Origin of the sequence: Janibacter sp. HTCC2649 (assembly GCF_000152705.1) — a bacterium.
GTDB lineage: Bacteria > Actinomycetota > Actinomycetes > Actinomycetales > Dermatophilaceae > Knoellia.
This window is the reverse complement of the sequence record NZ_CH672413.1, coordinates 1,464,233-1,488,602: the sequence shown is the minus strand read 5'-3', so window position 1 is coordinate 1,488,602 and position 24,370 is coordinate 1,464,233. Positions and strand designations below refer to the sequence as shown.

The 24,370-nt window shown below is 68.0% G+C and carries 23 protein-coding genes and 1 tRNA gene; 20 read left to right on the top strand and 4 right to left on the bottom strand.

Translation table 11 applies throughout. From position 1 onward, the window contains the following. Nucleotides 1–20: 20 nt before the first annotated feature. Nucleotides 21–92 (bottom strand) — tRNA-Arg (locus tag JNB_RS07000). 74 nt (nucleotides 93–166) lie between these two features. Here JNB_RS07000 and JNB_RS06995 point away from each other — a divergent pair. The 7 genes from JNB_RS06995 (at nucleotide 167) to rho (ending at nucleotide 9,371) form a co-directional block, all read left to right on the top strand. Further along, on the top strand, nucleotides 167–601 hold the full coding sequence (locus tag JNB_RS06995; RefSeq protein ID WP_148232344.1) for a response regulator: 435 nt from the start codon (nucleotides 167–169) through the stop codon (nucleotides 599–601). 9 nt (nucleotides 602–610) lie between these two features. Then, on the top strand, nucleotides 611–2,257 hold the full coding sequence (argS, locus tag JNB_RS06990) for an arginine--tRNA ligase (RefSeq protein WP_009775730.1): 1,647 nt from the start codon (nucleotides 611–613) through the stop codon (nucleotides 2,255–2,257). A gap of 11 nt (nucleotides 2,258–2,268) precedes the next feature. Next, nucleotides 2,269–3,732 (top strand): diaminopimelate decarboxylase, encoded by a 1,464-nt coding sequence (gene lysA, locus JNB_RS06985; protein WP_009775729.1) that lies wholly within the window; start codon nucleotides 2,269–2,271, stop codon nucleotides 3,730–3,732. A gap of 24 nt (nucleotides 3,733–3,756) precedes the next feature. Then, entirely contained in the window at nucleotides 3,757–5,109 is a 1,353-nt protein-coding gene (locus JNB_RS06980; RefSeq protein WP_009775728.1) for a homoserine dehydrogenase, read from the top strand. A 1-nt stretch (nucleotide 5,110) separates the two neighbouring features. Then, the gene (gene thrC, locus JNB_RS06975; protein ID WP_009775727.1) at nucleotides 5,111–6,199 is read left to right on the top strand and encodes a threonine synthase; all 1,089 of its coding nucleotides are present in this window, start codon (nucleotides 5,111–5,113) and stop codon (nucleotides 6,197–6,199) included. A 2-nt stretch (nucleotides 6,200–6,201) separates the two neighbouring features. Then, complete coding sequence (gene thrB, locus JNB_RS06970) at nucleotides 6,202–7,134, top strand: homoserine kinase (RefSeq protein WP_009775726.1); 933 nt, start codon at nucleotides 6,202–6,204, stop codon at nucleotides 7,132–7,134. A 254-nt stretch (nucleotides 7,135–7,388) separates the two neighbouring features. Then, nucleotides 7,389–9,371, top strand: coding sequence for a transcription termination factor Rho (gene rho, locus JNB_RS06965; protein ID WP_040883638.1), 1,983 nt, complete (start codon nucleotides 7,389–7,391; stop codon nucleotides 9,369–9,371). 75 nt (nucleotides 9,372–9,446) lie between these two features. Here rho and JNB_RS06960 read toward each other — a convergent pair whose 3' ends face one another. Both JNB_RS06960 and JNB_RS06955 read right to left on the bottom strand, forming a co-directional pair. Then, nucleotides 9,447–9,923, bottom strand: a complete 477-nt coding sequence (locus tag JNB_RS06960; RefSeq protein ID WP_009775724.1) for a GNAT family N-acetyltransferase — start codon at nucleotides 9,921–9,923, stop codon at nucleotides 9,447–9,449. Beyond that, nucleotides 9,920–10,423, bottom strand: coding sequence for an Lrp/AsnC family transcriptional regulator (locus JNB_RS06955; RefSeq protein WP_040883637.1), 504 nt, complete (start codon nucleotides 10,421–10,423; stop codon nucleotides 9,920–9,922). Before JNB_RS06955 ends, JNB_RS06960 begins: the two co-directional genes overlap by 4 nt. Nucleotides 10,424–10,525: 102 nt before the next feature. On the opposite strand from JNB_RS06955, the gene JNB_RS06950 reads away from it, so the two are divergent. The 7 genes from JNB_RS06950 to glyA all read left to right on the top strand — a co-directional run bounded on the left by JNB_RS06950 (nucleotide 10,526) and on the right by glyA (nucleotide 17,666). After that, nucleotides 10,526–11,725 carry a PLP-dependent aspartate aminotransferase family protein gene (locus JNB_RS06950; RefSeq protein ID WP_009775722.1) on the top strand — a complete coding sequence of 400 codons (1,200 nt, stop codon included), beginning with the start codon at nucleotides 10,526–10,528 and terminating at the stop codon, nucleotides 11,723–11,725. Nucleotides 11,726–11,879: 154 nt separating this feature from the next. Then, nucleotides 11,880–12,815 carry a hypothetical protein gene (locus JNB_RS06945; protein WP_009775721.1) on the top strand — a complete coding sequence of 312 codons (936 nt, stop codon included), beginning with the start codon at nucleotides 11,880–11,882 and terminating at the stop codon, nucleotides 12,813–12,815. 242 nt (nucleotides 12,816–13,057) lie between these two features. Continuing rightward, nucleotides 13,058–13,273 (top strand): 50S ribosomal protein L31, encoded by a 216-nt coding sequence (gene rpmE, locus JNB_RS06940; protein ID WP_009775720.1) that lies wholly within the window; start codon nucleotides 13,058–13,060, stop codon nucleotides 13,271–13,273. Between the two features lie 109 nt (nucleotides 13,274–13,382). Continuing rightward, nucleotides 13,383–14,465 carry a peptide chain release factor 1 gene (gene prfA, locus JNB_RS06935; protein WP_009775719.1) on the top strand — a complete coding sequence of 361 codons (1,083 nt, stop codon included), beginning with the start codon at nucleotides 13,383–13,385 and terminating at the stop codon, nucleotides 14,463–14,465. Continuing rightward, nucleotides 14,462–15,319 (top strand): peptide chain release factor N(5)-glutamine methyltransferase, encoded by an 858-nt coding sequence (gene prmC, locus JNB_RS06930; RefSeq protein ID WP_009775718.1) that lies wholly within the window; start codon nucleotides 14,462–14,464, stop codon nucleotides 15,317–15,319. The genes prfA and prmC overlap by 4 nt, the downstream gene beginning before the upstream one ends. Nucleotides 15,320–15,616: 297 nt before the next feature. Further along, entirely contained in the window at nucleotides 15,617–16,399 is a 783-nt protein-coding gene (locus tag JNB_RS06925; protein WP_009775716.1) for an L-threonylcarbamoyladenylate synthase, read from the top strand. Beyond that, nucleotides 16,392–17,666: a serine hydroxymethyltransferase gene (glyA, locus tag JNB_RS06920; RefSeq protein ID WP_009775715.1), complete on the top strand. Its 1,275-nt coding sequence runs from the start codon at nucleotides 16,392–16,394 to the stop codon at nucleotides 17,664–17,666. Before JNB_RS06925 ends, glyA begins: the two co-directional genes overlap by 8 nt. A 62-nt stretch (nucleotides 17,667–17,728) precedes the next feature. Here the strand turns inward: glyA and JNB_RS20365 are convergent, their stop codons facing one another. Further along, entirely contained in the window at nucleotides 17,729–19,117 is a 1,389-nt protein-coding gene (locus tag JNB_RS20365; RefSeq protein ID WP_009775714.1) for a sugar transferase, read from the bottom strand. A gap of 126 nt (nucleotides 19,118–19,243) precedes the next feature. Here JNB_RS20365 and JNB_RS06910 point away from each other — a divergent pair, with 126 nt between their 5' ends. From JNB_RS06910 to atpA, 6 genes are all read left to right on the top strand, one after another. Then, nucleotides 19,244–19,705 carry a hypothetical protein gene (locus JNB_RS06910; protein WP_009775713.1) on the top strand — a complete coding sequence of 154 codons (462 nt, stop codon included), beginning with the start codon at nucleotides 19,244–19,246 and terminating at the stop codon, nucleotides 19,703–19,705. A 169-nt stretch (nucleotides 19,706–19,874) separates the two neighbouring features. Continuing rightward, a complete protein-coding gene (atpB, locus tag JNB_RS06905; RefSeq protein WP_009775712.1) occupies nucleotides 19,875–20,687 on the top strand; it encodes a F0F1 ATP synthase subunit A in 813 nt (270 codons plus the stop codon). Between the two features lie 107 nt (nucleotides 20,688–20,794). Then, nucleotides 20,795–21,007, top strand: coding sequence for an ATP synthase F0 subunit C (gene atpE, locus JNB_RS06900; protein WP_009775711.1), 213 nt, complete (start codon nucleotides 20,795–20,797; stop codon nucleotides 21,005–21,007). A gap of 49 nt (nucleotides 21,008–21,056) precedes the next feature. Continuing rightward, complete coding sequence (locus tag JNB_RS06895) at nucleotides 21,057–21,692, top strand: F0F1 ATP synthase subunit B (RefSeq protein WP_009775710.1); 636 nt, start codon at nucleotides 21,057–21,059, stop codon at nucleotides 21,690–21,692. Next, nucleotides 21,692–22,501 (top strand): F0F1 ATP synthase subunit delta, encoded by an 810-nt coding sequence (locus tag JNB_RS06890; protein ID WP_009775709.1) that lies wholly within the window; start codon nucleotides 21,692–21,694, stop codon nucleotides 22,499–22,501. Before JNB_RS06895 ends, JNB_RS06890 begins: the two co-directional genes overlap by 1 nt. A gap of 98 nt (nucleotides 22,502–22,599) precedes the next feature. After that, entirely contained in the window at nucleotides 22,600–24,237 is a 1,638-nt protein-coding gene (gene atpA / locus JNB_RS06885; RefSeq protein ID WP_009775708.1) for a F0F1 ATP synthase subunit alpha, read from the top strand. Nucleotides 24,238–24,370 lie beyond the last annotated feature (133 nt).

Below are 24,370 nucleotides of genomic sequence, written 5' to 3'. Positions count from 1 at the left end.
CTTCACCGGCCTTCTTCGCGTGCCCCCGGCAGGATTCGAACCTGCGCCCCCGCCTCCGGAGGGCGGTGCTCTATCCCCTGAGCTACGGGGGCTCAAACGGTCCGAATGCTGGTGATTCGAGCCGTTTTGGGATGCTCAGGGAGGGTAGCAGCCTAGAGTTCAGACCATGGAATCCGTACCCGCAGTCGTGGCGATCGCGCCCCGTCCGCTGGTCATGGTCTGCGACGACATCGACTCCATTCGGGCCATCATCCGGATCAATCTCGAACTCGAAGGTTTTGACGTTCTCGAGGCCGCGGACGGTCACGAAGCGATGAGTCACCTCATCGATCCGTCGGCCCGAGTTCCCGACGTCATCGTCCTCGACGCGCAGACCCCGCGCCGAGACGGATGGTGGGCCATCGCCGCGATCCGCGCCCATCCGCGTCTCGCCGATGTCCCGACCCTCCTGGTCACGGCGTCGACGACAGAGCACGACCGCAGCGCCGCAACACTGGCCGGATTCGACGCCTTCGTCGGCAAGCCCTTCGATCCGGTCGAGCTCGTCGAGGTCATCTCACGCCTCGCGGCCGACGGACGCCCGGAGATTCAGGCCCAATAGACTTCCCGGGTGACTCCCGAAGAACTCTCCTCCGCAATCCGGGCTGCCCTGCTCGAGGCCACTGCCGCCGGTGACTTCACCGTCGATGTCCCCGGTGAAGTTCGTGTGGAGCGACCCAAGAACCGCGGCCACGGCGACTGGTCCACCAACATCGCGCTTCAGCTGGCCAAGACAGCCGGTATGCCGCCGCGTGACCTCGCGACGCGCCTCGCCGAGCGTCTCCGCGCCATGGACGGCATCGCGCAGGTCGACGTCGCCGGCCCCGGCTTCCTCAACATCGGTCTCGATGCCGCGAGCGCCGGAGAACTGGCGCGGAACATCGTCGAGAGCGGCACGGCATACGGAAAGAACGATTCCGAAGCCGGCCACACGATCAACCTCGAGTTCATCTCTGCCAACCCCACGGGCCCGCTGCACATCGGTCACACCCGTTGGGCCGCGCTCGGCGACTCGATGCGGCGACTGCTGACGGCCTCGGGGGCGGACGTCACGGCGGAGTACTACATCAACGACGCCGGCGCCCAGATGGACAAGTTCGCGCTCAGTGTCCTGGCCGGCGCCAAGGGCCAGCCCACTCCCGAGGGCGGCTACCCGGGTGCCTACATCGGCGACCTCGCCAAGGCCGTCGTCGAGCAGCGTCCGGACGTGCTCGACCTGCCCGAGGACGAGGCCATCGCCGTGGCCCGGCCCCTTGCCTACACGGCGCAGCTCGCCGAGATCCAGCAGACGCTCGAGCGGTTCGGGGTGTTCTTCGACGTCTGGTTCTCCGAGCAGGAGCTCCATGACGGTGGTGCCGTCGAGAAGGCCGTCGAACGCCTGCGTGAGCAGGGCCACGTCGATGACAAGGACGGCGCGGTCTGGCTGCGCACGACCGACTTCACCGACGACAAGGACCGGGTACTCATCCGCGCCGACGGGGTGCCGACCTACTTCGCGGCCGACGCTGCGTACTACCTCAGCAAGAAGGACCGCGGCTTCACCGAGAAGATCTATCTCCTGGGAGCCGACCACCACGGTTACATCGGCCGCCTCAAGGCGATCGCTGCCTGCGCCGGTGACGACCCCGAGGTCAACATCGACGTGCGCATCGGTCAGCTCGTCAACCTCAACGGCGCCAAGCTGTCCAAGCGGGCCGGCAACATCATCGAGCTCAACGACCTGCTCGACTGGATCGGCAAGGACGCGGTGCGTTACAACCTGGCTCGCTACCCCGCGGACAGCCCCCTGTCGCTCGACGGTGAGGAGCTGCGCAAGCAGACCAACGACAACCCGGTCTTCTACGTCCAGTACGCCCACGCCCGCACGGCCAACGTGTCCCGGCTCGCCGGGGAGGACGGCGTGCGCCGTGACGACGGCTTCGACCCGGCGCTGCTCACCGACGCCACCGAGGCAACGCTCCTCGCGATCCTCGGCGACTTCCCCCGGGTCGTCGCCCAGGCCGCCCAGCTGCGCGAACCCCACCGGGTCGCTCGCTACCTCGAGGACCTCGCCGGCCGCTACCACAAGTGGTACGACACCTGCCGGGTCCGGCCGATGAACGCCGAGGAGGAGGTCACCGACCTCCACCGCACCCGGCTGTGGCTCAACGACGCCACCCGTCAGGTGCTCGCCAACGGCCTCGACCTGCTCGGCGTCAGCGCGCCCGAGCGCATGTGAGGGACTGACCGATGCGTTCGCACGAGGCCGGTGCTCTCCACGCCGAGGGCTATGGCGGCCCGCCGCTCTACCTGCCGTTCCCGACCGACGTCAACGCGTTGCTTCCGCAGCTCTGGGCGGATTCGGTATGCCGTGACGGCGAGGGCCGCTTGACCGTTGCCGGTCTCGACGTGGACACCATCGCACGCGAGTTCGGCACACCGGCCTACGTCGTCGACGAGGGTGACTTCCGAGCGCGGGCCCGCAGCTTCCGCGACGACTTCGCGGCTCCGTTCGAGACGGTGTGCGGTGGCGCCGACATCTACTACGCCGGCAAGGCGTTCCTGTGCACGGCCGTCGCGAAATGGGTTGCGCAAGAGGGGCTTTCGCTCGATGTGTGCAGTGGCGGCGAGCTCGCCGTGGCTCGCCGCGCAGGCTTCCCGGCGGAGCGGATCGGCTTCCACGGCAACAACAAGTCGCTGGCCGAGATCCGCGATGCCCTCGACTACGGCGTCGGGCGGATCGTCGTCGACTCCTTCATCGAGATCGAGCGAGTGGCAGAGATCGCTGCCGAGCTGGGCGTGGTTGCCCCGGTGATGATCCGCGTGACCGTCGGCGTCGAGGCCCACACCCACGAGTTCATCGCCACCGGGCACGAGGACCAGAAGTTCGGCTTCAGCCTCTCCGGTGGGCAGGCGCTCGTCGCGGCCAAGGCCGTCCTCGCGCACGACACCCTCGACCTGCGTGGTCTGCACTCGCACATCGGCAGCCAGATCTTCGACACCGGCGGCTTCGAGATGAGTGCTCGCCGGCTCGTCGGGCTGCACGCGCAGATCGCCAACGAGCTCGGGCACCACAGCCCGGAGATCGACCTCGGTGGCGGCTTCGGCATGGCCTACACGTCGCAGCACACGCCGCTCGGGCCGGGCGAGCTCGGCGCACAGCTCGCCGACATCGTCGGGCGCGAGTTCAAGGCCATCGGCGCAAACTCGGACTCGGTTGCTGTGCCTTTCCCACGCGTCTCGATCGAACCAGGTCGCGCCATCGTCGGCCCCTCGACCTTCACCCTCTACGAGGTCGGCACGGTCAAGCCGGTCGAGCTCGGCGACCACCACTCCCGTGTCTACGTCTCCGTCGACGGGGGCATGAGTGACAACGTGCGGCCCGCGCTCTACGAGGCCGACTACTCGTGCACCCTGGCCAACCGCAGCTCCGACGCCGAGCCGATGCTGGCCCGCGTCGTCGGCAAGCACTGCGAGAGCGGCGACATCGTCGTCCAGGACGAGTGGTTGCCGGCGGACACCCAGCCGGGTGACCTCATCGCCGTGCCCGGCACCGGCGCCTACTGCCGCGCGCTGTCCAGCCAGTACAACCACACGCCGCGACCGCCGGTGCTCGCGGTCCGAGACGGCAAGGCACGGGTCATCGTGCGCCGTGAGACCATCGACGACCTGCTTGCTCTCGACGTCGGGAGCAGTGATGACGCAGCGCAATGATGTCGCCGCGGTGCGGTCGAGCCCATGACGTCAGAGGAGAACCCCGCCGAAATGGCACCCACCACTGCTGATCTGCCGGTCCTCAAGGTTGCCCTGCTCGGGTGTGGGGTCGTGGGCTCCTCCGTCGCGAGGATGCTCGTCGACAACGCCGACGACCTGGCCTCGCGCGTCGGCGCCAGGCTCGAGCTCATCGGCATCGCCGTGCGTCGCCCCGACCGCCCGCGCCCCGATGTTCCCGTCGACCCGTCACTCTTCACGGCCGACGCGGACACCCTCGTGCGCGGCGCCGACATCGTCATCGAGGTCATCGGCGGCATCGACCCGGCTCGCGAGCTCATCCTCACGGCGATGCAGCACGGGGCCTCGGTGGTCACCGCCAACAAGGCGCTGCTCGCCGAGGACGGACCAACTCTGTATGCCGCCGCGGGCGAGCACGGGGTCGACCTCTACTACGAGGCCGCCGTCGCTGGCGCCATCCCGATCGTGCGACCCATGCGCGAGTCCCTCGTCGGTGATGACGTCCAGCGCGTCCTTGGCATCGTCAACGGCACGACGAACTTCGTTCTCGACAAGATGGATTCGACCGGTGCCGGCTTCGCCGAGACCGTCGAGCAGGCTCAGTCGCTCGGCTATGCCGAGGCCGACCCGACCGCCGACGTCGAGGGCTTCGACGCTGCCGCCAAGGCCGCGATCCTCGCGTCGTTGGCGTTCCACACCCGTGTCTCCATCGATGACGTCCACCGCGAGGGGATCACCGAGGTGACGGCCGCCGACATCCAGGCGGCCCGTGACATGGATGCCGTCGTCAAGCTGCTCGCGATCTGCGAACTCGTCCGCGACGAGTCCGGTGCGCCGAGCGGTGTGAGCGTGCGGGTGCACCCCGCGATGATCGCTCGCAGCCACCCGCTGGCGTCGGTGCGCGATGCCTACAACGCGGTGTTCGTCGAGGCCGCTGCCGCGGGCGAGCTCATGTTCTACGGCAAGGGTGCCGGCGGCGACCCGACCTCGTCGGCCGTCCTCGGTGACGTCGTCGCTGTCGCCCGCCACCGCCTCGCCGGAGGGCACGGCCCGACCGAGTCCGCCTATGCAGACCTTCCCGTCGTCGACATGGGCCAGGCCACGACGAGGTACCACATCAGCCTCGCCGTGGCCGACCGCCCGGGCGTCCTCGCCCAGGTGGCATCGGCGTTCGCGGAGCACGGCGTGTCGATCGAGACCGTCCGACAGCGGGTGCTGGGCGAGGGTGACGAACGCGCCTCGCTCGTCATCGTCACGCACCGCGCGCCCGACTCCGCGCTGGCCGCGACGGTCGATGCCCTGACCGGCCTCGACACCGTCGACGCGGTCGTCTCCTGGATGAGAGTGGAAGGGGCCTGACGTGGCACACCAATGGCGCGGAGTCATCCGTGAGTATGCCGACCGCCTGCCGATGCTGGCCGGCTCACCTGTCGTGACCCTGCACGAGGGCGGCACGCCGCTCATCCAGGCCGAGCACCTGTCCGAGCTCGTCGGTGCCAACGTCCTCGTCAAGTACGAAGGCCTCAACCCGACCGGGTCCTTCAAGGACCGCGGCATGACCACCGCCATCTCCTACGCCAAGGGTCGCGGCGCGAAGGCCGTCATCTGCGCGAGCACCGGCAACACGAGCGCCTCCGCTGCGGCCTACGCGACCAAGGCCGGCATGACGTGCGCCGTCCTCGTCCCCGAGGGCAAGATCGCGATGGGCAAGCTCAGCCAGGCGATCGCCCACGGCGCCACGCTCATCCAGGTCGACGGCAACTTCGACAACTGCCTCACCGTGGCGCGCAAGCTCGCCGAGGTGCACCCGGTCGAGCTCGTCAACTCGGTCAACCCGGCGCGCATCGAGGGACAGAAGACCGCGGCGTTCGAGATCGTCGACGCCTTGGGCGATGCTCCCGACATCCACATCCTTCCGGTCGGCAACGCCGGCAATATCACGGCCTACTGGCGCGGTTACACCGAGTACGCCACGGACGCCGAGGGCCTGCCGGCCGTGTCGACGCACACTCCCCAGATGTGGGGCTTCCAAGCTGCTGGAGCGGCTCCACTCGTCCTCGGCCACCCGATCGACAACCCCGAGACCATCGCCACGGCGATCCGCATCGGCAACCCCGCCTCGTGGCGTCAGGCCGAGGAGGCGCGCGACCAGTCCGGTGGCCGCATCGAGTCCGTCACCGACGAGCAGATCCTCGCCGCGCACCGCCTGCTGTCCTCGACCGAGGGCATCTTCGTCGAACCCGGCTCGGCCGCGAGCATCGCCGGCCTCATGCAGGCGAGCGAGCGCGGTGAGGTGCCGCGCGACGCGACCATCGTCTGCACCGTGACCGGGCACGGCCTCAAGGACCCCCAGTGGGCCCTGCGCACGGCTGACGGTTCCGACATCGAGCCGGTCAAGGTCCACGCCGAGGCCCAGGCTGTCGCCGAGGTCCTCGGCTTCGAGAGCTGATCGTGGGGGAGTGGCTGCCCGGCACCTCCGTGGCCGTGAAGGTGCCCGCGAGCAGTGCCAACCTCGGGCCGGGCTTTGACTCCATCGGGGTCGCTCTCGGTGTCTGGGACCGTTGTCGCGCAACGGTGCTCGCGCACTCAGGACTTGAGATCACCGTGACGGGTGAAGGCTCCGGCGCGGTCCCGACCGACGCCTCCCACCTCGTCTTCCGCAGCCTGGTCCACGCCTTTGAGTCCTTCGGCGAACAGGCGCCCACGGGCCTGAGTCTCGAGTGCGACAACGCCGTGCCCCACGGCCGCGGCATGGGTTCGTCGGCCACCGCCATCGTCATGGGCATCGTCCTCGCCCACGCCCTGCGGGCCGCTCGCGACGGGCAGCCCGGCGCCGACATCGACCTGGGCGCCGTCAATGACCTCGCGGCGCGCCTCGAAGGGCACCCGGACAACTCCTCCGCAAGCGTGTTCGGTGGTGTGACGCTCTCATGGTCAGACAACGCCGAGCAGGGGACCACGACCCTTCGGCTCGTCGCCCACCCCGACGTCGTCCCGGTCGTCTTCACCCCGCAGACCCAGCTGTCCACGGCCACGGCGCGAGCGGTGCTTCCCGCCCAGGTGCGACTGGCCGATGCGGCGGCCAACTCCGCCCGCGCGGCCCTGCTCATCCACGCCATCACCAGTGCGCCCGAGTACCTCCTCGACGGCACTCGCGAGTGGCTCCACCAGGAACCCCGCCGCCCGGCATACTCCGCCTCGATGGATCTCGTCGACGAGCTCCGTGCCGCCGGGCACGCGGCCGTCATCTCCGGGGCCGGCCCGTCCGTCCTGGTCCTCGCCACCTCGTCCACGGCGACAGCCGTGAGGGAAGCGGGAGGTGATGGGTGGCAGGTGTTGCTCCCCGGCATACCCGATCGCGGTGCGCAGGTCCTCGACTCCTGAACGTGAAGCGCGAGGCGCCCGGGCACGAGAGGGGCAGGGTGTTACTGTGGAAGTGCGCTCGTAGTTGATGCCGGGGAAGCGTTCTGCTCACCCGATGCCTACCGCGACACGCACCCTCCACTGTTGGGCTGGTCGTGCTGAGTCACGCGCCGGAAAGTCGGCAGCCCCGTGGATCAATCCGCCAGGCTTCTGGCACCCACTTTCGGCCCTGCCCAGTGCGGGCTCGGGCCCACTGACGAGGGGAAGGATCCTTCGTGACAGACACCACCACCCTTGAGGCATCCGCGGCATCCGGGCAGAGCCCGCGCCGATCGGGCTCGCTGACGGCCATGCGCCTTGCCGAGCTCCAGGGTCTTGCTTCGAGCATGGGCATCTCCGGCACCACCAAGATGCGCAAGGGCGACCTCGTCGCCGCCATCAAGTCTCGGCAGAACGGCGACAGCGGTCCCGCCGCGACGTCCGAGGCCGCGTCCTCCGCTCCGGCGCAGGGACGTTCGCGTCGCGCCTCCTCGTCGGGCCAGGTGACCCCGAAGTCCGAGACCCCGAAGTCCGAGACCCCGAAGGTGTCGACCGAGTCGTCGACGGCCAGCGAGGACGGCTCCGAGCGCGTTGAGCGTCCCGAGCGCGTTGAGCGGGCGGAGCGCACGGACCGCGCCGAGCGAAACGATCGCACGGACCGGACCGACCGCGCGGATCGTGCGGAGCGCATCGACCGCGCTGATCGCACGGATCGCACGGAGCGGACCGACACGTCCGAGGCCCCGGCCGAGGCCCGCAACGGCCAGAACCGCGAGCAGCGCGACAGCGGCCGGGAGCAGCGCGATCGCACCAACGACCGCGCGACCGACCGCAACCAGGGCCAGGCCGCCAAGCAGCAGGGTCAGGACCAGGGCCCGAACCAGGGCGGCCAGGACCAGGGCAACGATGACGACGAGACCGGCCGCAGTGGCCGTCGTCGCCGCAACCGCAACCGCAGCCGGGACCGCGACAAGCGTCGCCCCGTGACCGCTGGTGGCGAGACCCAGGTCGAGAACGAGCCGCAGATCACCGAGGACGACGTCCTCGTGCCCGTGGCCGGCATTCTCGACATCCTCGACAACTACGCGTTCGTTCGCACCTCGGGCTACCTCCCGGGCAACAACGACGTCTACGTGCCGCTCGGCATGGTCAAGCGCCACAACCTGCGCAAGGGTGACGCCGTCGTCGGTGCCACCAAGGCGCCGCGCGATGGTGAGGACCCCCAGCAGCAGACCGTGGGGACGCGCAACAACAGGGCCAAGTACACCCCGCTCGCGCGCCTCGACACCGTCAACGGCCAGAACCCCGACGACGCCCGCGCCCGGGTCGAGTTCGGCAAGCTCACGCCGCTCTACCCGCAGGACCGCCTCCGTCTCGAGACCGAGCCGGGCATCCTGACGACGCGGATCATCGACCTGGTCGCCCCCATCGGCAAGGGTCAGCGTGGCCTCATCGTCGCGCCCGCCAAGGCCGGCAAGACCATGGTCATGCAGGCCATCGCCAACGCCATCACGACGAACAACCCCGAGGTTCACCTCATGGTCGTTCTCGTCGACGAGCGGCCCGAAGAGGTCACCGACATGCAGCGCGCGGTCAAGGGTGAGGTCATTGCCTCGACCTTCGACCGTCCTGCCGAGGACCACACGACGGTCGCCGAACTGGCGATCGAGCGCGCCAAGCGCCTCGTCGAGATGGGTCACGACGTCGTCGTGCTCCTCGACTCGATCACCAAGCTGGGTCGCGCCTACAACCTTGCCGCCCCGGCAAGTGGCCGCATCCTCTCCGGTGGTGTCGACTCAGCTGCCCTCTACCCGCCGAAGAAGTTCTTCGGCGCAGCGCGCAACATCGAGGACGGTGGCTCGCTCACCATCCTCGCGACGGCGCTCGTCGAGACCGGCTCGCGCATGGACGAGGTGATCTTCGAGGAGTTCAAGGGCACCGGCAACATGGAGCTCAAGCTCGACCGTGGCCTGTCCAACCGCCGCATCTTCCCGGCGGTGGACATCAACAACTCGGGCACCCGTCGCGAAGAGATCCTCCTCGCACCCGAAGAGCTCAAGATCATGTGGAAGCTGCGTCGCGTGCTCGCTGCACTCGACAGCCAGCAGGCCATCGAGCTCCTGCTCGACCGGCTCCGCAAGAGCAAGACGAACTATGAGTTCCTTCTGCAGGTCCAGCAGAACAGCTCGATCAAGCTCGACGACGAGGACAAGGACTGACGCTGTCCTTCGTTGCGTGAGGCGGTCTCCCCACTGGGGAGGCCGCCTCACGGCTTTGAAGGGTATGCCGTCCGCTCACCTCTCGAGGCGAGGTGACGGTCGCTGCATGGCCGGGAAGGTGTGCTCCGTGAAGCCGAGGTCCCGATAGATGAGGGCTCCGTCAGGCGTGGCGTAGAGGTCGACGCGGCGGGCGTCGGTCTCAGTGTCGAACCAGTCGACCAGGCCGTGGGTGATGCGCCGTCCCCAGCCCTGACCGCGCGCCTGCACGACGGTGACGATGTTGTTGATGACCCCGGCACGGCCGTTGGGGCAGCCCGGGCTCGGGCCGATGTGTTTGACCTCGGCGACACCGCACGACACAAGGTGCCCGTCGACGTCGGCGACGAGGATGAGCGCGTCATCTCGCTCGAGGACTCTCTCGAACCAGGCCCGCGCTGCGGCGAGCCATTCGGGTGCATCGAGGTCGGGCTGCGCAGTGCCCATGGCCTCGAACATGATGACCCGGAACCGGATGAGGTCGTCGATGTCTGCCGGGGTTGCTGGGCGGATCACAGGCTCTGCCTTCCGGTGTGGGCGCGGAAGATCAGCGAGGTCTGCACGTGCGAGACGCCGGGCCGGCTCGAGACGTTGTCGAGGACGAAGTCACGCAGCTGGTCGGGGGACTCGGCGCTCACGTGCACCAGGAAGTCGTCGGCTCCGCTGATGTTGAAGGCCGCCAGCACCCCTGGGAGGCCAGCCATCTCGTCGCCGAACGCCTCGACCTGAGCCCTGTCGTGTCCCGACAACCCGATCGCGATGACAGCCTGCAGCGGGCGCCCCATCGTGGCGGCGTCGAGGGACGCGTGGAAGCCGGTGATGACGCCACGTTCCCGCAGTGATCTCACCCGACCGACACAGGTCGACTCGGCGATGCCGACCTCGCGGGCAAGGGCCGCGTTCGAGATGCGTCCGTCGTCCACGAGGGCGACGACGAGGGCACGGTCGATCTCGTCGAGCAAGGGTGGCGCGGTTGGGGCCGGACCGGGGGTGAGGGGATGCGGATTCTTCGGCACACCCCCACGCTACTCAGGCGTAGCCGTGGATCGCATCAGACATTCCCACTCTGGTGCCGGTTTCAGCGGGACTGTTTCATCAGAGCGTGGATCCTGCGGAGGATGGTCGTCATGAGGTCTGAATCCATGACGCGCTACGCCGATCCCGCCACCACGGCAGTGCACGCCGCCCGTGAGGACCTCACCGGGCTCGGGCTGCACGTCCCGCTCATCGACCTGGCCACGACGTATCCGATGCCGACCATCGAAGCCGGCGGAACGGCATACGACACGTTGGGTGCGGGGGAGCGGCCCGACCACGAGGCGACGCTGGTCTACCAGCGCCTCTGGAACCCGGGGGTCGACCGCTTCGAGCGGGCCGTCGCCGCCCTGGAACAGGCCGACTCGTCGGTGGCGTTCGCGAGCGGCATGGCGGCCCTCACCGCTGTTCTCCTCGCGGCCGTGGCGGCCGGCACGCCTCACGTCGTTGCCGTGCGTCCGCTCTACGGCGGCTCGGACCACCTCCTCGCCACAGGGCTGCTCGGCACGACCGTCACATGGGCCACGCCGGAGACGGTCGGCGACGCCCTTCGTCCCGACACGGGTCTGGTGCTCCTCGAGACGCCGGCCAACCCCTCGCTCGAGCTCGTCGACATCGCGGCAGTCGTGGCGCAGGCCGGTGACGTGCCCGTGGCCGTGGACAACACCTTCGCCACGCCGGTCCTCCAGCAGCCCACGCGCCACGGCGCCACCCTCGTCCTGCACTCGGCCACGAAGTTCATGGGCGGGCACGGCGACGTCATGGGTGGGGTCGTGGCCGCCGACCACGAGTGGACGGCCCGGCTGCGGCAGATCCGTGCCATCACCGGTGCCGTGCTGCACCCGCTCGCGGCCTATGAGCTGCACCGTGGACTGCAGACGATCCACGTCCGGGTGCGCGCCCAGCAGGAGTCCGCGGCCGTGGTTGCGGCCTGGCTGACGAAGCGGTGCGAGGTGTCGCGGGTGCACTACCCGGGCCTGGCCGGCGGAGACCCCCACGGACTCGTCGGGACCCAGATGGCTGGCCCGGGTGCGCTCGTCGCCTTCCGGCTCACCGGTGGGTATGCCGCGGCAGCCGCCTTCGTCGAACATCTCGACCTCGTGACCCACGCCGTGTCGCTCGGAGGAGTGGACAGCCTCATCCAGCACCCGGCGAGCCTCACGCATCGCCTCGTCGTCTCCGAGGCGCGACCCGATGCGGACCTGCTGCGCCTGTCGGTCGGGCTCGAGGGTGTCGACGACGTCATCGCCGACCTCGAGAAGGCCTTCACCAACCTCCCCTGAACCCACCGAGTGCCAGAGGTGTCACTCCTGACGCCTCTGGCACTCGACCGTCGGGCCCGCGGCGCCTGTCCACAGGGCCCCGCAGGCGCCCTCGCCATCCACAGATGTTGCGGCGGGACTGCCCAAGTACCGGCCTCCTGGGCAGGCTCAAGGCATGACCCGCAGAAGTCCGACGCGCCAAGAGCGACATGCCATCGCGCAGCCTCTCGCTGCCGAACACGACGACGTGGTCCATCGCGCCGACCTGCGTCGCTTGGGCGTTGGCAAGGCTGAGGTGCGCTCTGAGGTCAGGGCCGGGCGGTGGTTCACCCACGGGCGTCACACCGTGGCCCTGGCCGCGGGGGAGCTGTCACCACGGGCAGATCTCTGGCGGGCGGTGTGGGAGTCGGGCTCCGGAGCGGCTCTGGACGGTTCCGCGGCCTTGCTGGCGGCCGGACTCCGGGGATTCGTCCCACAGGTGATCGACGTGTCCCAACCGAGGAACAACCGTCATCACCTCGTTCCCGGTGTGCGTCTGCATCGGCGAACGACGATGCCGGCCGAGGGCGGATCGGGGCTCCCGCGGGTTCGTCCGGAGCACGCGGTCGTTCACGCGGCCCTGTGGGCGAGGTCGGATCGAGAGGCAGCCTTGGTCCTGTGCCTTGTGGTGCAGCAGCGGCTGACCACGCCTATTCGGCTCCTCGAGGCGTGGCGTGGGGCGCGCAAGACGGGCTCTCGCATCCCGTTCCTCACCGAAGTTGTGATCGACATCTGCGACGGGGCTCAGGCCTTGGGAGAGTTGGATTTCGCGCGTCTGTGCCGAGAGGTCGGCCTGCCGCCGCCGACCCGCCAATGCGTGCGGCACGGCGCCGATGGCCGGGTCTACCTCGACACGTGTTGGGAAGAGGTCGGGTTGGCTGTGGAGATCGACGGTGGGCACCACCAATGGGCCCTCAACCCGGTCGACGACGCTCTCCGCCAGAATGATCTGGTCATCGGCGGCGACGTGATGCTGAGGATTCCGTTGCTCGGGTTGAGGCTGGCCAGGGAGCGATTCCTCGGACAAGTCGTGGCGGCACACGCTCTGCTCACGCAGCGCCTCGCCGCCTGAGTGCCAGAGGCGTCGCACCTGACGCCTCTGGCACCCCGGTCCGGGAATGTGTGGAGGGGCGGCGTCGTTTAGGTCTCTGTGTGCCTGCTCTGGCACACTTGTTCGCTGGACCGGTTCACGGCACGAACGCGTTTCCTGAGCATCACCCTCACGAGTGGATGCAGGCGGGGCGCTACCGGGTTTGCATCTACCTGATGGACCCGCCGACCCGGAGACATCCAAGAGCTCTGAAGGAGAACATCGTGAAGAAGGACATTCACCCGAACTACGCCGAGACCACGGTCACCTGTACCTGTGGCGCGTCGTTCACCACCCGCAGCACCGCCGAGAGTGGCGCGATCCACGCTGAGGTCTGCAGCCAGTGCCACCCGTTCTACACGGGCAAGCAGAAGATTCTCGACACCGGTGGCCGCGTTGCGCGCTTCCAGGCTCGCTACGGCAAGAAGGCCGACGCGTAGCACTCGCAATGCGCCGACCCGTTGATCCCTCAGGGGATCCGGGTCGGCGCATTCGTGTTTTCACCTGCCGCTGAGCCACTGCCCGCACCGTCCCGAGAGGCACCCCCAGATGTTCGAGTCCGCCGAGGTCCTCGCCCAGGAGCACGCCACGCTCGAGCGCGAGATGGGTGACCCGGCGATCGCGTCCGATCCCGACAAGCTCCGCGAGATCAACAAGAGGTATGCCGCGCTGGGACCGACCGTCGCGGCATACGCCGCTTGGCAGTTGGCCACCGACGACCTCGAGGCAGCCCGCGAACTCGCCACCGAGGACGCAGGTTTTGCCGCTGAGGTCCCTGCACTCGAGACCAGCGCGAACGACGCCGCCGATCGGCTCCGACGACTGCTCATCCCGCGAGACCCCGACGACGACCGCGATGTCATCGTCGAGGTCAAGGCAGGGGAGGGCGGTGAGGAGTCGGCCCTCTTCGCGGGCGACCTGCTGCGGATGTATCTCCGCTACGCCGAGCGGCGTGGTTGGCGCACCGAGGTCCTCGGCTCGACCGAGACCGACCTCGGTGGGTTCAAGGACGTCCAGGTCAGCGTCAAGTCCAAGAAGGCGCCCCTGCCCGGCGAGGGTCCGTGGGCCCGCCTCAAGTACGAAGGCGGCGTCCACCGCGTCCAGCGCGTACCCATCACGGAGACGCAGGGCCGCATCCACACGAGTGCTGCTGGCGTCTGGGTCATGCCCGAGGCCGAAGAGGTCGAGGTCGAGATCCACGCCAATGACCTGCGCATCGACGTCTTCCGTTCGTCCGGCCCCGGTGGGCAGAGCGTCAACACCACCGACTCGGCCGTGCGCCTCACCCACCTCCCGACCGGCACCGTCGTCATCTGTCAGAACGAGAAGTCGCAGCTGCAGAACCGCGAGGCCGCGATGCGCGTGCTGCGGGCGCGGCTGCACCAGATGGCCATGGACGAGGCCAACGCGGCGAGCGCCGACATCCGCGCGAGCCAGGTGCGCACCGTCGACCGCAGCGAGCGCATCCGCACCTACAACTTCGCCGAGAACCGGATCAGCGACCACCGCACCGGTTTCAAGGCCTACAACCTCGACACCGTGCTCGGTGGCGAGCTCGACGCCGTGGTCGAGTCGGCCATGACGGCCGACGAACAGGCGCGGCTCGCGGCGCTCGGCGAGAGCACCGCGTGAGCGACCTGCGTGACGCGGTCCGTGACGCGACCCGCGTCCTGAACGAGGCCGGCGTCGGCTCGCCCGAGCACGATGCGGTTGCTCTCGCGGCGCACGCCCTGGGCGTGGACTCGAGCGAGGTGCGGCGGCGCATGATCCTCGGTGGTTCCGAACCTGAGGGGTATGCCGCACTCGTCGCCGAGCGTGCGAGTCGCGTTCCGCTGCAACACCTCACGGGCCGGGCGTGGTTCCGTGGACTCGAGCTCGAGGTGGGTCCAGGGGTGTTCGTGCCGCGACCGGAGACCGAGGTGGTCGCCGGGTGGGCCATCGATGCCGTGACCGAGTGTGTCGAGGTTGGCGTTGCGGAGCCCGTGGTGATCGACCTCTGCACCGGGTCGGGAGCCATCGCGCTCGCAATCAAGTCGGAGGTCCCCGACGCCCGGGTGCATGCCGTCGAGGTCAGTGACCTGGCGGTGGCGTGGGCGCAACGCAACCGCGAGCGCCTCGGACTCGACGTCGAGATCGTCCACGGTGACGCGGTCACCGCCTTCGAAGAGTTGGCCGAGGTCGATGTCGTCGTGTCGAACCCGCCCTACATCCCGACGACGGCCGAGCCCATCGATCCCGAGGTGCGCGACCACGATCCGCACGTCGCGCTCTACGGCGGCAGTGAGGACGGCTTGGCCATTCCTCGTCTCGTTGCTGGGCGAGCGGCAGAGTTGCTGCGCAGTGGGGGAGTCCTCGTCATGGAACATGCCGACAGCCAGGGCGAGTCGTTGCCCGCTGCGCTGCGGGCAACCGGCTCGTGGTCGCACGTCGAGGACCGCCTCGACCTGACCGGCCGGCCAAGAGCGACTGTCGCCATTCGGGCCTGAGACGCCCCACGGCCCCACCCGCATGCGGGTGGGGCCGTGGCTTGGCGTCGGCCTTGGTCAGAAGATGTAGATCAGCAGGGCGATGATCAGAAGAACACCGACGATGGTCCAAATGAGTCCGGAACCGCGCATGTGTTTCACCTCCGTTCGATTGACAGGGACGAACGACCTGACCCTACGCAGAGACGGGTCCCTCATGTGAGTAGTGATCGCAACAAGTTTTTGAAAAGCCGCAGGTCAGCGCCGTGTGAGATGCCCGCGATCGGGGAGCGGCGGGCGCGGTCCTAGGCTGCTCCCATGAGCCCCGTTTTCGACTGCACGACCCCCGAGGGACGCCAGGACGGCATTGCCAAGGCAACCGCCGGAGTGCGCCAGGGCGATCTCGTCGTCCTGCCGACCGACACCCTCTACGGCATTGGCGCCGACGCCTTCTCTCCCGACGCCGTCCAGCGGCTCCTCGACGCCAAGGGTCGCGGTCGCGAGATGCCGCCACCGGTCCTCGTTCCCGAGGTGCGCACCGTCGACGGACTCGCGACGGACGTGCCGGCCTACGCCCGCGCCTTGATCGAGCGATACTGGCCCGGACCGCTCACCCTCGTCTTCAAGGCGCAGCCCTCCCTCATGTGGGATCTCGGCGACACCGGCGGCACGGTCGCGGTGCGCATGCCCGACAACGAGGTCGCCCTCGAGCTCCTCAAGGAGGTCGGGCCCATGGCAGTGAGCAGCGCCAACCGCACCGGACAGCCGGCCTCCCGCACCATCATCGATGCGGCCACCCAGCTCGGCGCATCGGTGGAGTTCTACCTCGATGGCGGTCCCGTCACCGGTGGTCTGGCATCGACCATCGTCGACTGCACCCACCCCGAGCCGACGATCCTGCGCCGGGGTGCGATCGACGCGGACGAGATCATGGCCCTCGCGAACCAACATCTAGAGTTGCCGCCAGAAGAGCCGGCGGCCGACGAGCAGGCGTCGGAGACCCCGGTGTCAGAGGCCCCCGCAACAGAGACACCGGCAGCAGAAACCCCGGCACCAGAATCCCAGGCATCAGAACCCGAGGAGAGCAGCAAAGATGAGTGAGACGTTCTACGGTTCGGACTTCGGGGCCCTTGAGGCCTACGACCCCGAGATCGCGGGAGTGCTGGTGTCCGAGCTGGACCGCCTCCGTGGCGGCCTGCAGCTCATCGCGAGCGAGAACATGTCCTCGCCCGCCGTCCTCACCTCGCTGGGGTCGACGCTCTCCAACAAGTACGCCGAGGGCTACCCCGGACGTCGCTACTACGGTGGCTGCTCCGAGGTCGACAAGGCCGAGATCCTCGCCATCGAGAGGGCCAAGGCCCTCTTCGAGGCCGACCACGCCAACGTCCAGCCGCACTCTGGTGCCAGCGCCAACCAGGCGGTCTACGGCGCGTTCATGAAGCCCGGCGAGACGATCCTCGCGATGAGCCTCCCGCACGGTGGCCATCTCACCCATGGCACCAAGATGTCGTTCTCGGGCAAGTGGTTCAACGCCGTGCACTACGGCGTCGACAAGGACACCGAGGACATCGACTACGCCGAAGTTGAGGCTCTGGCGCGGCTGCATCGTCCCAAGGTCATCCTGGCCGGTGGCTCAGCGATCCCGCGTCTCATCGACTTCGAGTTCTTCCGCCGCGTCGCTGACGAGGTCGGCGCGATCTTCTGGGTCGACGCCGCCCACTTCATCGGCCTCGTGGCCGGCAAGGCCATCCCCAGCCCGGTGCCCTACGCCGACGTCGTCAGCTTCACGACGCACAAGGTGCTTCGTGGCCCGCGCAGTGGGGCGATCGTCTGCAAGGAGGAGCACAAGGCGGCCATCGACAAGGCGGTCTTCCCGATGATGCAGGGTGGCCCGCAGATGCACACCATCGCGGCCAAGGCCACGAACTTCAAGGAGTGCGCCTCACCCGAGTACCAGACCTACGCCAAGCAGGTCATCGCCAACGCCAAGGTTCTCGCGGAGACGCTGGGGGAGAAGGGGATTCGCCCGACCACGGGCGGAACCGACACCCACCTCTCGCTGCACGACCTCCAGCCGGTGCTCGTCACCGGCGTCGATGCCGAAGCCCGTTGCGACGCGGCCGGCATCACCCTCAACAAGAACGCCATCCCCTTTGACCCGCAGAAGCCCAACATCGCCAGTGGCATCCGTGTCGGCACGCCGTGTGTCACGACCCAGGGCATGGGCGAGGACGAGATGCGCACCATCGCCGACCTCATCGCACGCGCAGTCGTCGACGGTGACGCTGACCCGGACCACAAGGTCTCCAAGGAGGTGCGCGCCGAGGTGACCGATCTCGTGACGCGCTTCCCGGCATACCCGCGCTGAGCAACAACGACTGAGTGCCCGTTCGCGCATTGCGAACGGGCACTCAGTCGTTCAGTCTGGGGTCAGTTGTTGTTGCGGCGATTGCGGCGGTCGTCGGCGCTCTGCTCACGTGCCTCCGCCTCGAGCGCGGCGGCCTCTTCGACCGAAGGCCGAGCCTTGGGCTTGGTGCCCGATGCCGACGCGATGGTCCAGACGCTGCGAGCAAAGACCTCGAGGTCGAGCAGCGGCGACATGTGCTTGAGGTAGTAGAAGTCGTAGGAGAGCTTCTCGATGGTCTCCTCCTCCGACGCGGCATAGCCGTGGCGCACCTGCGCCCACCCGGTGATGCCGGGCCGCACGAGGTGGCGCTGGTCGTAGAAGGGGATCGCCTCGCGGTACTTCTCGACGAAGCTCACCTGCTCGGGCCGGGGGCCGATGAGAGAGAGCTCGCCGCGCAACACATTGAAGAACTGCGGGAGCTCGTCGAGCCGGACGCTGCGCAGGAAGCCGCCCAAAGGTGTGATGCGCGGATCGTCACCGGTTGCCTGCTTGGCTCCGTGTGCCTCGGCGTCCGCGCGCATCGTGCGGAACTTGAAGAGCTCGACGAGCTCGCCGCGACGTCCGACGCGCACTTGTCGGAAGATCACCGGGCTGCCGTCGACGACTCGGACGAGGAGCGCCACGACCGCAATGACAGGGAGCCACACGGGAAGGGTGACCACGACGAGGGCGAGGTCGACCGCATGTTTGAACGGCAGGAAGGGCAGCTTGCGCAAGAGGGAGGTCTCGATCTCCCACCCCTCGGAGAGGTGTCCGAGGGGGACACGGCCGGTGTGCTCCTCGTAGACGTCGTTGAGGGGGCGCACCTCGCGGCCGGCGACCGACGTCGCGGAAACGTAGCGGGTGACCTCACGCGACCACGGGGCACTGAGGTCGACCGTGAGAATCGTGTCGTGCGGGGGAGCGGACAGAGGTCCGGTCGCGGCCGGGTCGATGACGCCGACGACCGTGATGTGAGGGGTCGCGTCGAGGGCCTGGACGATGGCCTCGGAACTGGTGACGACGACGAGGCGCTCGGTCCACGGTCGCAACCTCAGCACGGCCCGCATCAGCAGCACCAGGCCGAGCCAGATCGCCAGGGTCGTGAAGAGGTGCGGTCGAGAGTAGTAGGGGCGGGCAAGGACGATCAGGGCCGTGATGGCGAGGAAGGCGAAGAGCGCACCGAGAGCCGCGCGGCTGAACGTCGGTCGTGGCGGCCCCTGCGGCATGACCGCGGCGACGAGGGTGCTGCCGAGGAGGGACCCCACAAGGGCAATGACGAGGATGCTCAGCAGGCCACGGCCCTGGGTCTGCAACTTCACGGTCTCGCTGAACGGGTGACCGCCGAACTGCGCGAAGGCAGCGATGACAAAGGCGATGAAGAGGAGTACGGCGTCTGCGCAGGCCATGCCGACGAGGAGCCGCTGTCTCATGGCGGTGAGTGTATTCGCCGCCGGAACCGCCTTCGGGGACGCCCCATTCCGTCGGCCAGTTGGCCTCGGTGGGGCGCTTGTGATAGTTTTCACAAGCACCCGAAACGAGTCAATGGAGACCCAGTGATGACACAGCAGACCGCGGCGAGAGGCGACAACCTCTTTGACGTCGTCCTGCGCCGGGCACTGCTTCCCACCGCAGTCGCGGGAGTCGTCACCGCACTGGTCCTGACTCCGTTCCGAGGTGGCATCGGCCTCGTCTCCGCCCTCGTGGGCGTGATCATCGGGATCGTCTTCTTCGCTTCCGGCCTGTTCATCGTCGGCCGGTTCGTGCGGGACAACACCCAGCCGGCGCTCTTCATGGCCGTCGGCATGGCTGTCTACTTCGCGCAGGTCATCCTGCTGCTCGGGGTGCTCGTCGTCGCACGTCAAATTGAGACGTTCGACAGCACCGCCGCCGGGATCGCCCTGCTCGTCACCGTTCTCGTCTGGCAGGGCGCCCAGATGTACGCCTGGCGTCACGCCCGCGTGCCTGTTTATGACGAGCCGTCAGTCGCGGATCAGACCGCCGACGGGGGCTCGTCATGATTTCGGGCCGCGTATCCACCACCGGTGCGCGTCCGGTACCGTACGGCGTGCCGTCGACTGCAGATTCGATGAAGTTGGCGCCGTGGTGCGCCACTGCTGTTTCACTCGGGTCGGAGACGACGCGGCAACTGTTTGACACGTCCTTGGAGGAGAGGTCTTGACCCCGAACATGATGGCCCTGCACATGCTGCCCGGCATCGGTTCCGTCGCTGGCGAAGGCGGATTCGAAACGCCTGGCGTGCAGGACTTCTGGTGGCCACTGATCGGCGAGGGCGCCTGGGCATTCACCCGCCCCGCACTGGTCCTCCTGATCTCCGTCGGAGTTCTCGCGTGGTTCTTCGTGGGGACGAGCGGCAAGCTGGCCGTCGTGCCGACCAAGCGTCAGTTCATGGTCGAGGGTGTCTACAACTTCGTCCGCAACACGCTCGGGCGCGACATCATCGGTAGCAAGGACTTCCTGCAGTTCGTCCCACTCCTGATGACGCTCTTCACGCTCATCCTGCTGAACAACCTGTTCGGGATCCTGCCCTTCGTCCAGTACCCGACGATGAGCCGCCTGGGCATCCCGCTGGTGCTGACGCTGATCGTCTACATCGTCTACCACACCGTGGGAATCCGCCGGAAGCACGGCGTCCTGCCCTACCTGAAGTCGCTCATCCCGCCGGGTCTGCCCGGTTGGCTGAAGCCGATCCTCTTCGGGCTGGAGTTCCTCACCTACTTCGTGATCCGGCCGCTCACACTGGCCCTGCGACTCATGGGCAACATGCTCGCCGGCCACCTCATGCTCCTCGTCTTCATCCTGGGCGGCGAGTACCTCCTGCTCCACGGCGACAACTTCTTCCTCAAGGGCTCGGGCATCCTCGCCTTCGGCTTCTCGATCGGAATGACGTTCTTCGAGCTGCTCATCGAGTTCCTGCAGGCGTTCATCTTCACCCTGCTCGCCGCGCTCTACATCTCCGACGCCGTCTCCGAACACCACTGAGACGCCACACGCCCCGGTCCTTCCAGCCGGTCTGCACCACCAACTGAATACACCGCACCGCACTCGACGCCGGAACCCCTCCGGCGCCTCCGAAAGGAAACACTGACATGGTCACTGGCAACATTGCCTTCCTCGGCTACGGCCTTGCCGCGATCGGCCCCGGCATCGGTGTCGGCCTGATCTTCGCCGCATACATCAACGGCGTCGCGCGTCAGCCCGAGGCCCGCGGCATGCTCCAGACCATCGCCTTCACCGGCATGGCGATCACCGAAGCACTGGCGATCCTCGGTCTGGTCTTCGCGTTCGTCTTCAAGGGCTGACCGAACCCTCGTCTACTGCTGATCGAGCCCTAAACAGATAGGACCAGATGTGATTCCCACATCCGTCGTTGCCGCCGAAGAGGTGGGCTTCCCCTCGGGCTTCCCGCTGCTCCCGCACCCGGTTGAGATGATCGTCGGGTTGATTGCCTTCGGCATCATGTACTGGTTGTACAAGTCGAAGGTCGTTCCGCGCATGGAGGCGCTCTACGCAGAGCGCACCGCGGCCATCGAGGGTGGCATGGAGCAGGCCGAGGAGGCCCAGGCACAGGCTCACGCAGCGCTTCAGCAGTACGAAGCCCAGCTGCACGAAGCCCGTACCGAGGCCAACACCATCCGCGAGGAGGCACGCGCCGAGGGCGCTCTGATCGTCACCGAACTGCGCGAGAAGGCGCAGGCGGAGGCCGCTCGGATCACCGAATCGGCACAGCGTCAGATCGAGGCCGAGCGTCAGCAGGCCCTGGTCTCGCTGCGCTCGGAGGTCGGCACCCTCTCCACGACCCTCGCCGGTCGTATCGTCGGGGAGTCCCTCGAGGACGAGGTGCGCCAGAAGGGCACCATCGACCGCTTCCTCGCCGAACTCGAGAGCGGCAACGTCCGCCCCGAGAAGGTCGGCGCGTCCGCTTCGGTCGGCGAGCCCTCGCAGGCTCAGCAGACCGAGCTGGACCTCGGCAACGGGGACTCCTGATGCGTGGTTCGTCGCGCGGAGCCCGGGCGGCGGCCGACAAGGCCCTCACCCTGGCTCTTGACGGCGTCGACCGTGCTGCACTCGCGGAGGAGCTCTTCTCGATCGCTCGTGCGATCGAGACCGACGTCTCCCTGCGTCGTGCCTTCGCTGATCCCTCTCGCGAGGGTGACGCGAAGCGAGCACTCGCCGACCGCCTCTTCGGCGGCAAGGTGAGCGAGGCGGCCACGAATCTCACGGGTGAGGTCGTCGCCCAGCGCTGGTCCGACGAGGGCGACCTCGGCGACACGCTCGAGGCGCTGGCTGTTCGGGCGCTCATCGCGAGTGCCGAGAAGGCCGGACGAGTCGACGCGGTCGAGGACGAGCTGTTCCGCTTCGAGCGGATCATCGCCGCCGACGCCGGGCTCCGCGACACCCTGTCGAGCCGCAACACCGACGCCACCGGCAAGGCCGGCGTCGTGCGCACCCTGCTCGAGGGCAAGGCAGCACCCGAGACGATCCGTCTCGCGGAGCAGGCCGTGCTCGTGCCGCGTGGTCGTCGCCTCGACCGAGTGCTTGAGGCCTACCTCAAGCTCGCGGCGGGTCGTCACGACGAGCTCACCGCTCTCGTCACCGCCGTCGTGCCGCTCGACGAGCAGCAGCAGTCCCGCCTCGCGGCGGCGCTGCGCGACATCTACGGCAAGAAGGTCACCCTGCAGTTGGTGCTCGACCCGAGCATCGTCGGCGGGATCCGCGTCCAGATCGGCGACGAAGTCGTTGACGGCACAGTGCTCCGGCGCCTGGACATGGTGCGGCGCGACCTCGCCGGCTGACCCGGCGCTCGCGCCACTGCTCGACCACATCTGAACAAGCAGGACACCACACACACTTCGGCCCCACAGGGGGCTGGTAACCGAGGAGAAGAGATCACATGACGGAGCTCTCGATCCGTCCGGAGGAGATCCGGGACGCACTGGACACCTACGTCCAGTCCTACGAGCCCGGCGCGGCCTCCCGCGAAGAGGTCGGCCGAGTCAGCGACGCTGGTGACGGCATCGCCCACGTCGAGGGTCTGCCCTCGGCCATGACCAACGAGCTCCTGGAGTTCGAGGACGGCACGCTGGGCCTCGCGCTCAACCTCGACGTCCACAACATCGGTGTCGTCATCCTCGGTGACTTCTCCAAGATCGAGGAGGGCCAGGAGGTCAAGCGCACCGGAGAGGTCCTTTCCGTTCCCGTGGGAGACAACTTCCTCGGCCGCGTCGTCGACCCCCTCGGCAACCCGATCGACGGCCTCGGCGACATCCAGAGTGACGAGCGCCGCGCGCTCGAGCTCCAGGCGCCCAACGTCGTCCAGCGCAAGTCGGTTCACGAGCCGCTGCAGACCGGCCTCAAGGCCGTTGACGCCATGACGCCGATCGGCCGTGGGCAGCGTCAGCTCATCATTGGTGACCGTCAGACCGGCAAGACCACGGTCGCCGTCGACACGATCATCAACCAGAAGGAGTTCTGGGAGACGGGCGACCCGAACAAGCAGGTGCGCTGCATCTACGTCGCGATCGGCCAGAAGGGCTCGACCATCGCGTCGGTCCGCGGCACGCTCGAGGACGCCGGTGCCATGGAGTACACGACCATCGTCGCGGCCCCCGCGTCCGACTCGGCCGGCTTCAAGTACCTCGCGCCCTACACCGGTTCGGCCATCGGCCAGCACTGGATGTACCAGGGCAAGCACGTCCTCATCGTCTTCGATGACCTGTCCAAGCAGGCCGAGGCGTACCGCGCCGTGTCCCTCCTCCTCCGTCGCCCGCCGGGCCGCGAGGCCTACCCCGGTGACGTCTTCTACCTGCACTCCCGTCTGCTCGAGCGTTGCGCGAAGCTCAGCGACGAGCTGGGCGCGGGCTCGATGACCGGCCTCCCGATCATCGAGACCAAGGCGGGTGACGTCTCGGCCTATATCCCGACCAACGTCATCTCCATCACCGACGGTCAGATCTACCTCCAGGCCGACCTGTTCAACGCCAACGTCCGCCCCGCGGTTGACGTGGGTGTGTCGGTGTCCCGAGTCGGTGGCGCCGCGCAGACCAAGGCCATGAAGGGTGTGTCGGGTCGTCTGAAGCTCGACCTCGCCCAGTTCCGTGCGCTCGAGGCCTTCGCGATGTTCGCCTCCGACCTCGACCCCGCCTCCAAGGCCCAGCTGGCCAAGGGTGCGCGTCTCGTCGAGCTGCTCAAGCAGTCGCAGTCGAACCCGTTCCCGGTCGAGGAGCAGGTCGTCTCGGTCTGGGCCGGCACCACCGGTCAGCTCGACTCGGTTGCCGTCGAGGACATCCGCCGCTTCGAGGCCGACTTCCTCGGTCACCTTCGTCGCAGCAAGAAGGACCTGCTCGACGCGATCCGCGAGACGGGCAAGTTCGAGGAGTCCACCGAAGAAGCCCTCAAGGTCGAGATCGACGCCTTCAAGAAGGGCTTCGAGTCCTCCGACAAGGCCAACGTGCCCGTTGGCGACGCGAACGAGAGCGGCGACGACGCACTCGACTCCGAGCAGGAGCAGATCGTCAAGCAGAAGCGCTGATCCGGTATGCCGGGTGGTCACCGATGGTGACCACCCGGCACCCGCAGCGTGGTCGCCCACGGCGACTGCACGGCATACCCAAGATTTTGGGCAGCAAAGATTTTTCGACAGCAGAGACAGCAACCTGAGAAAC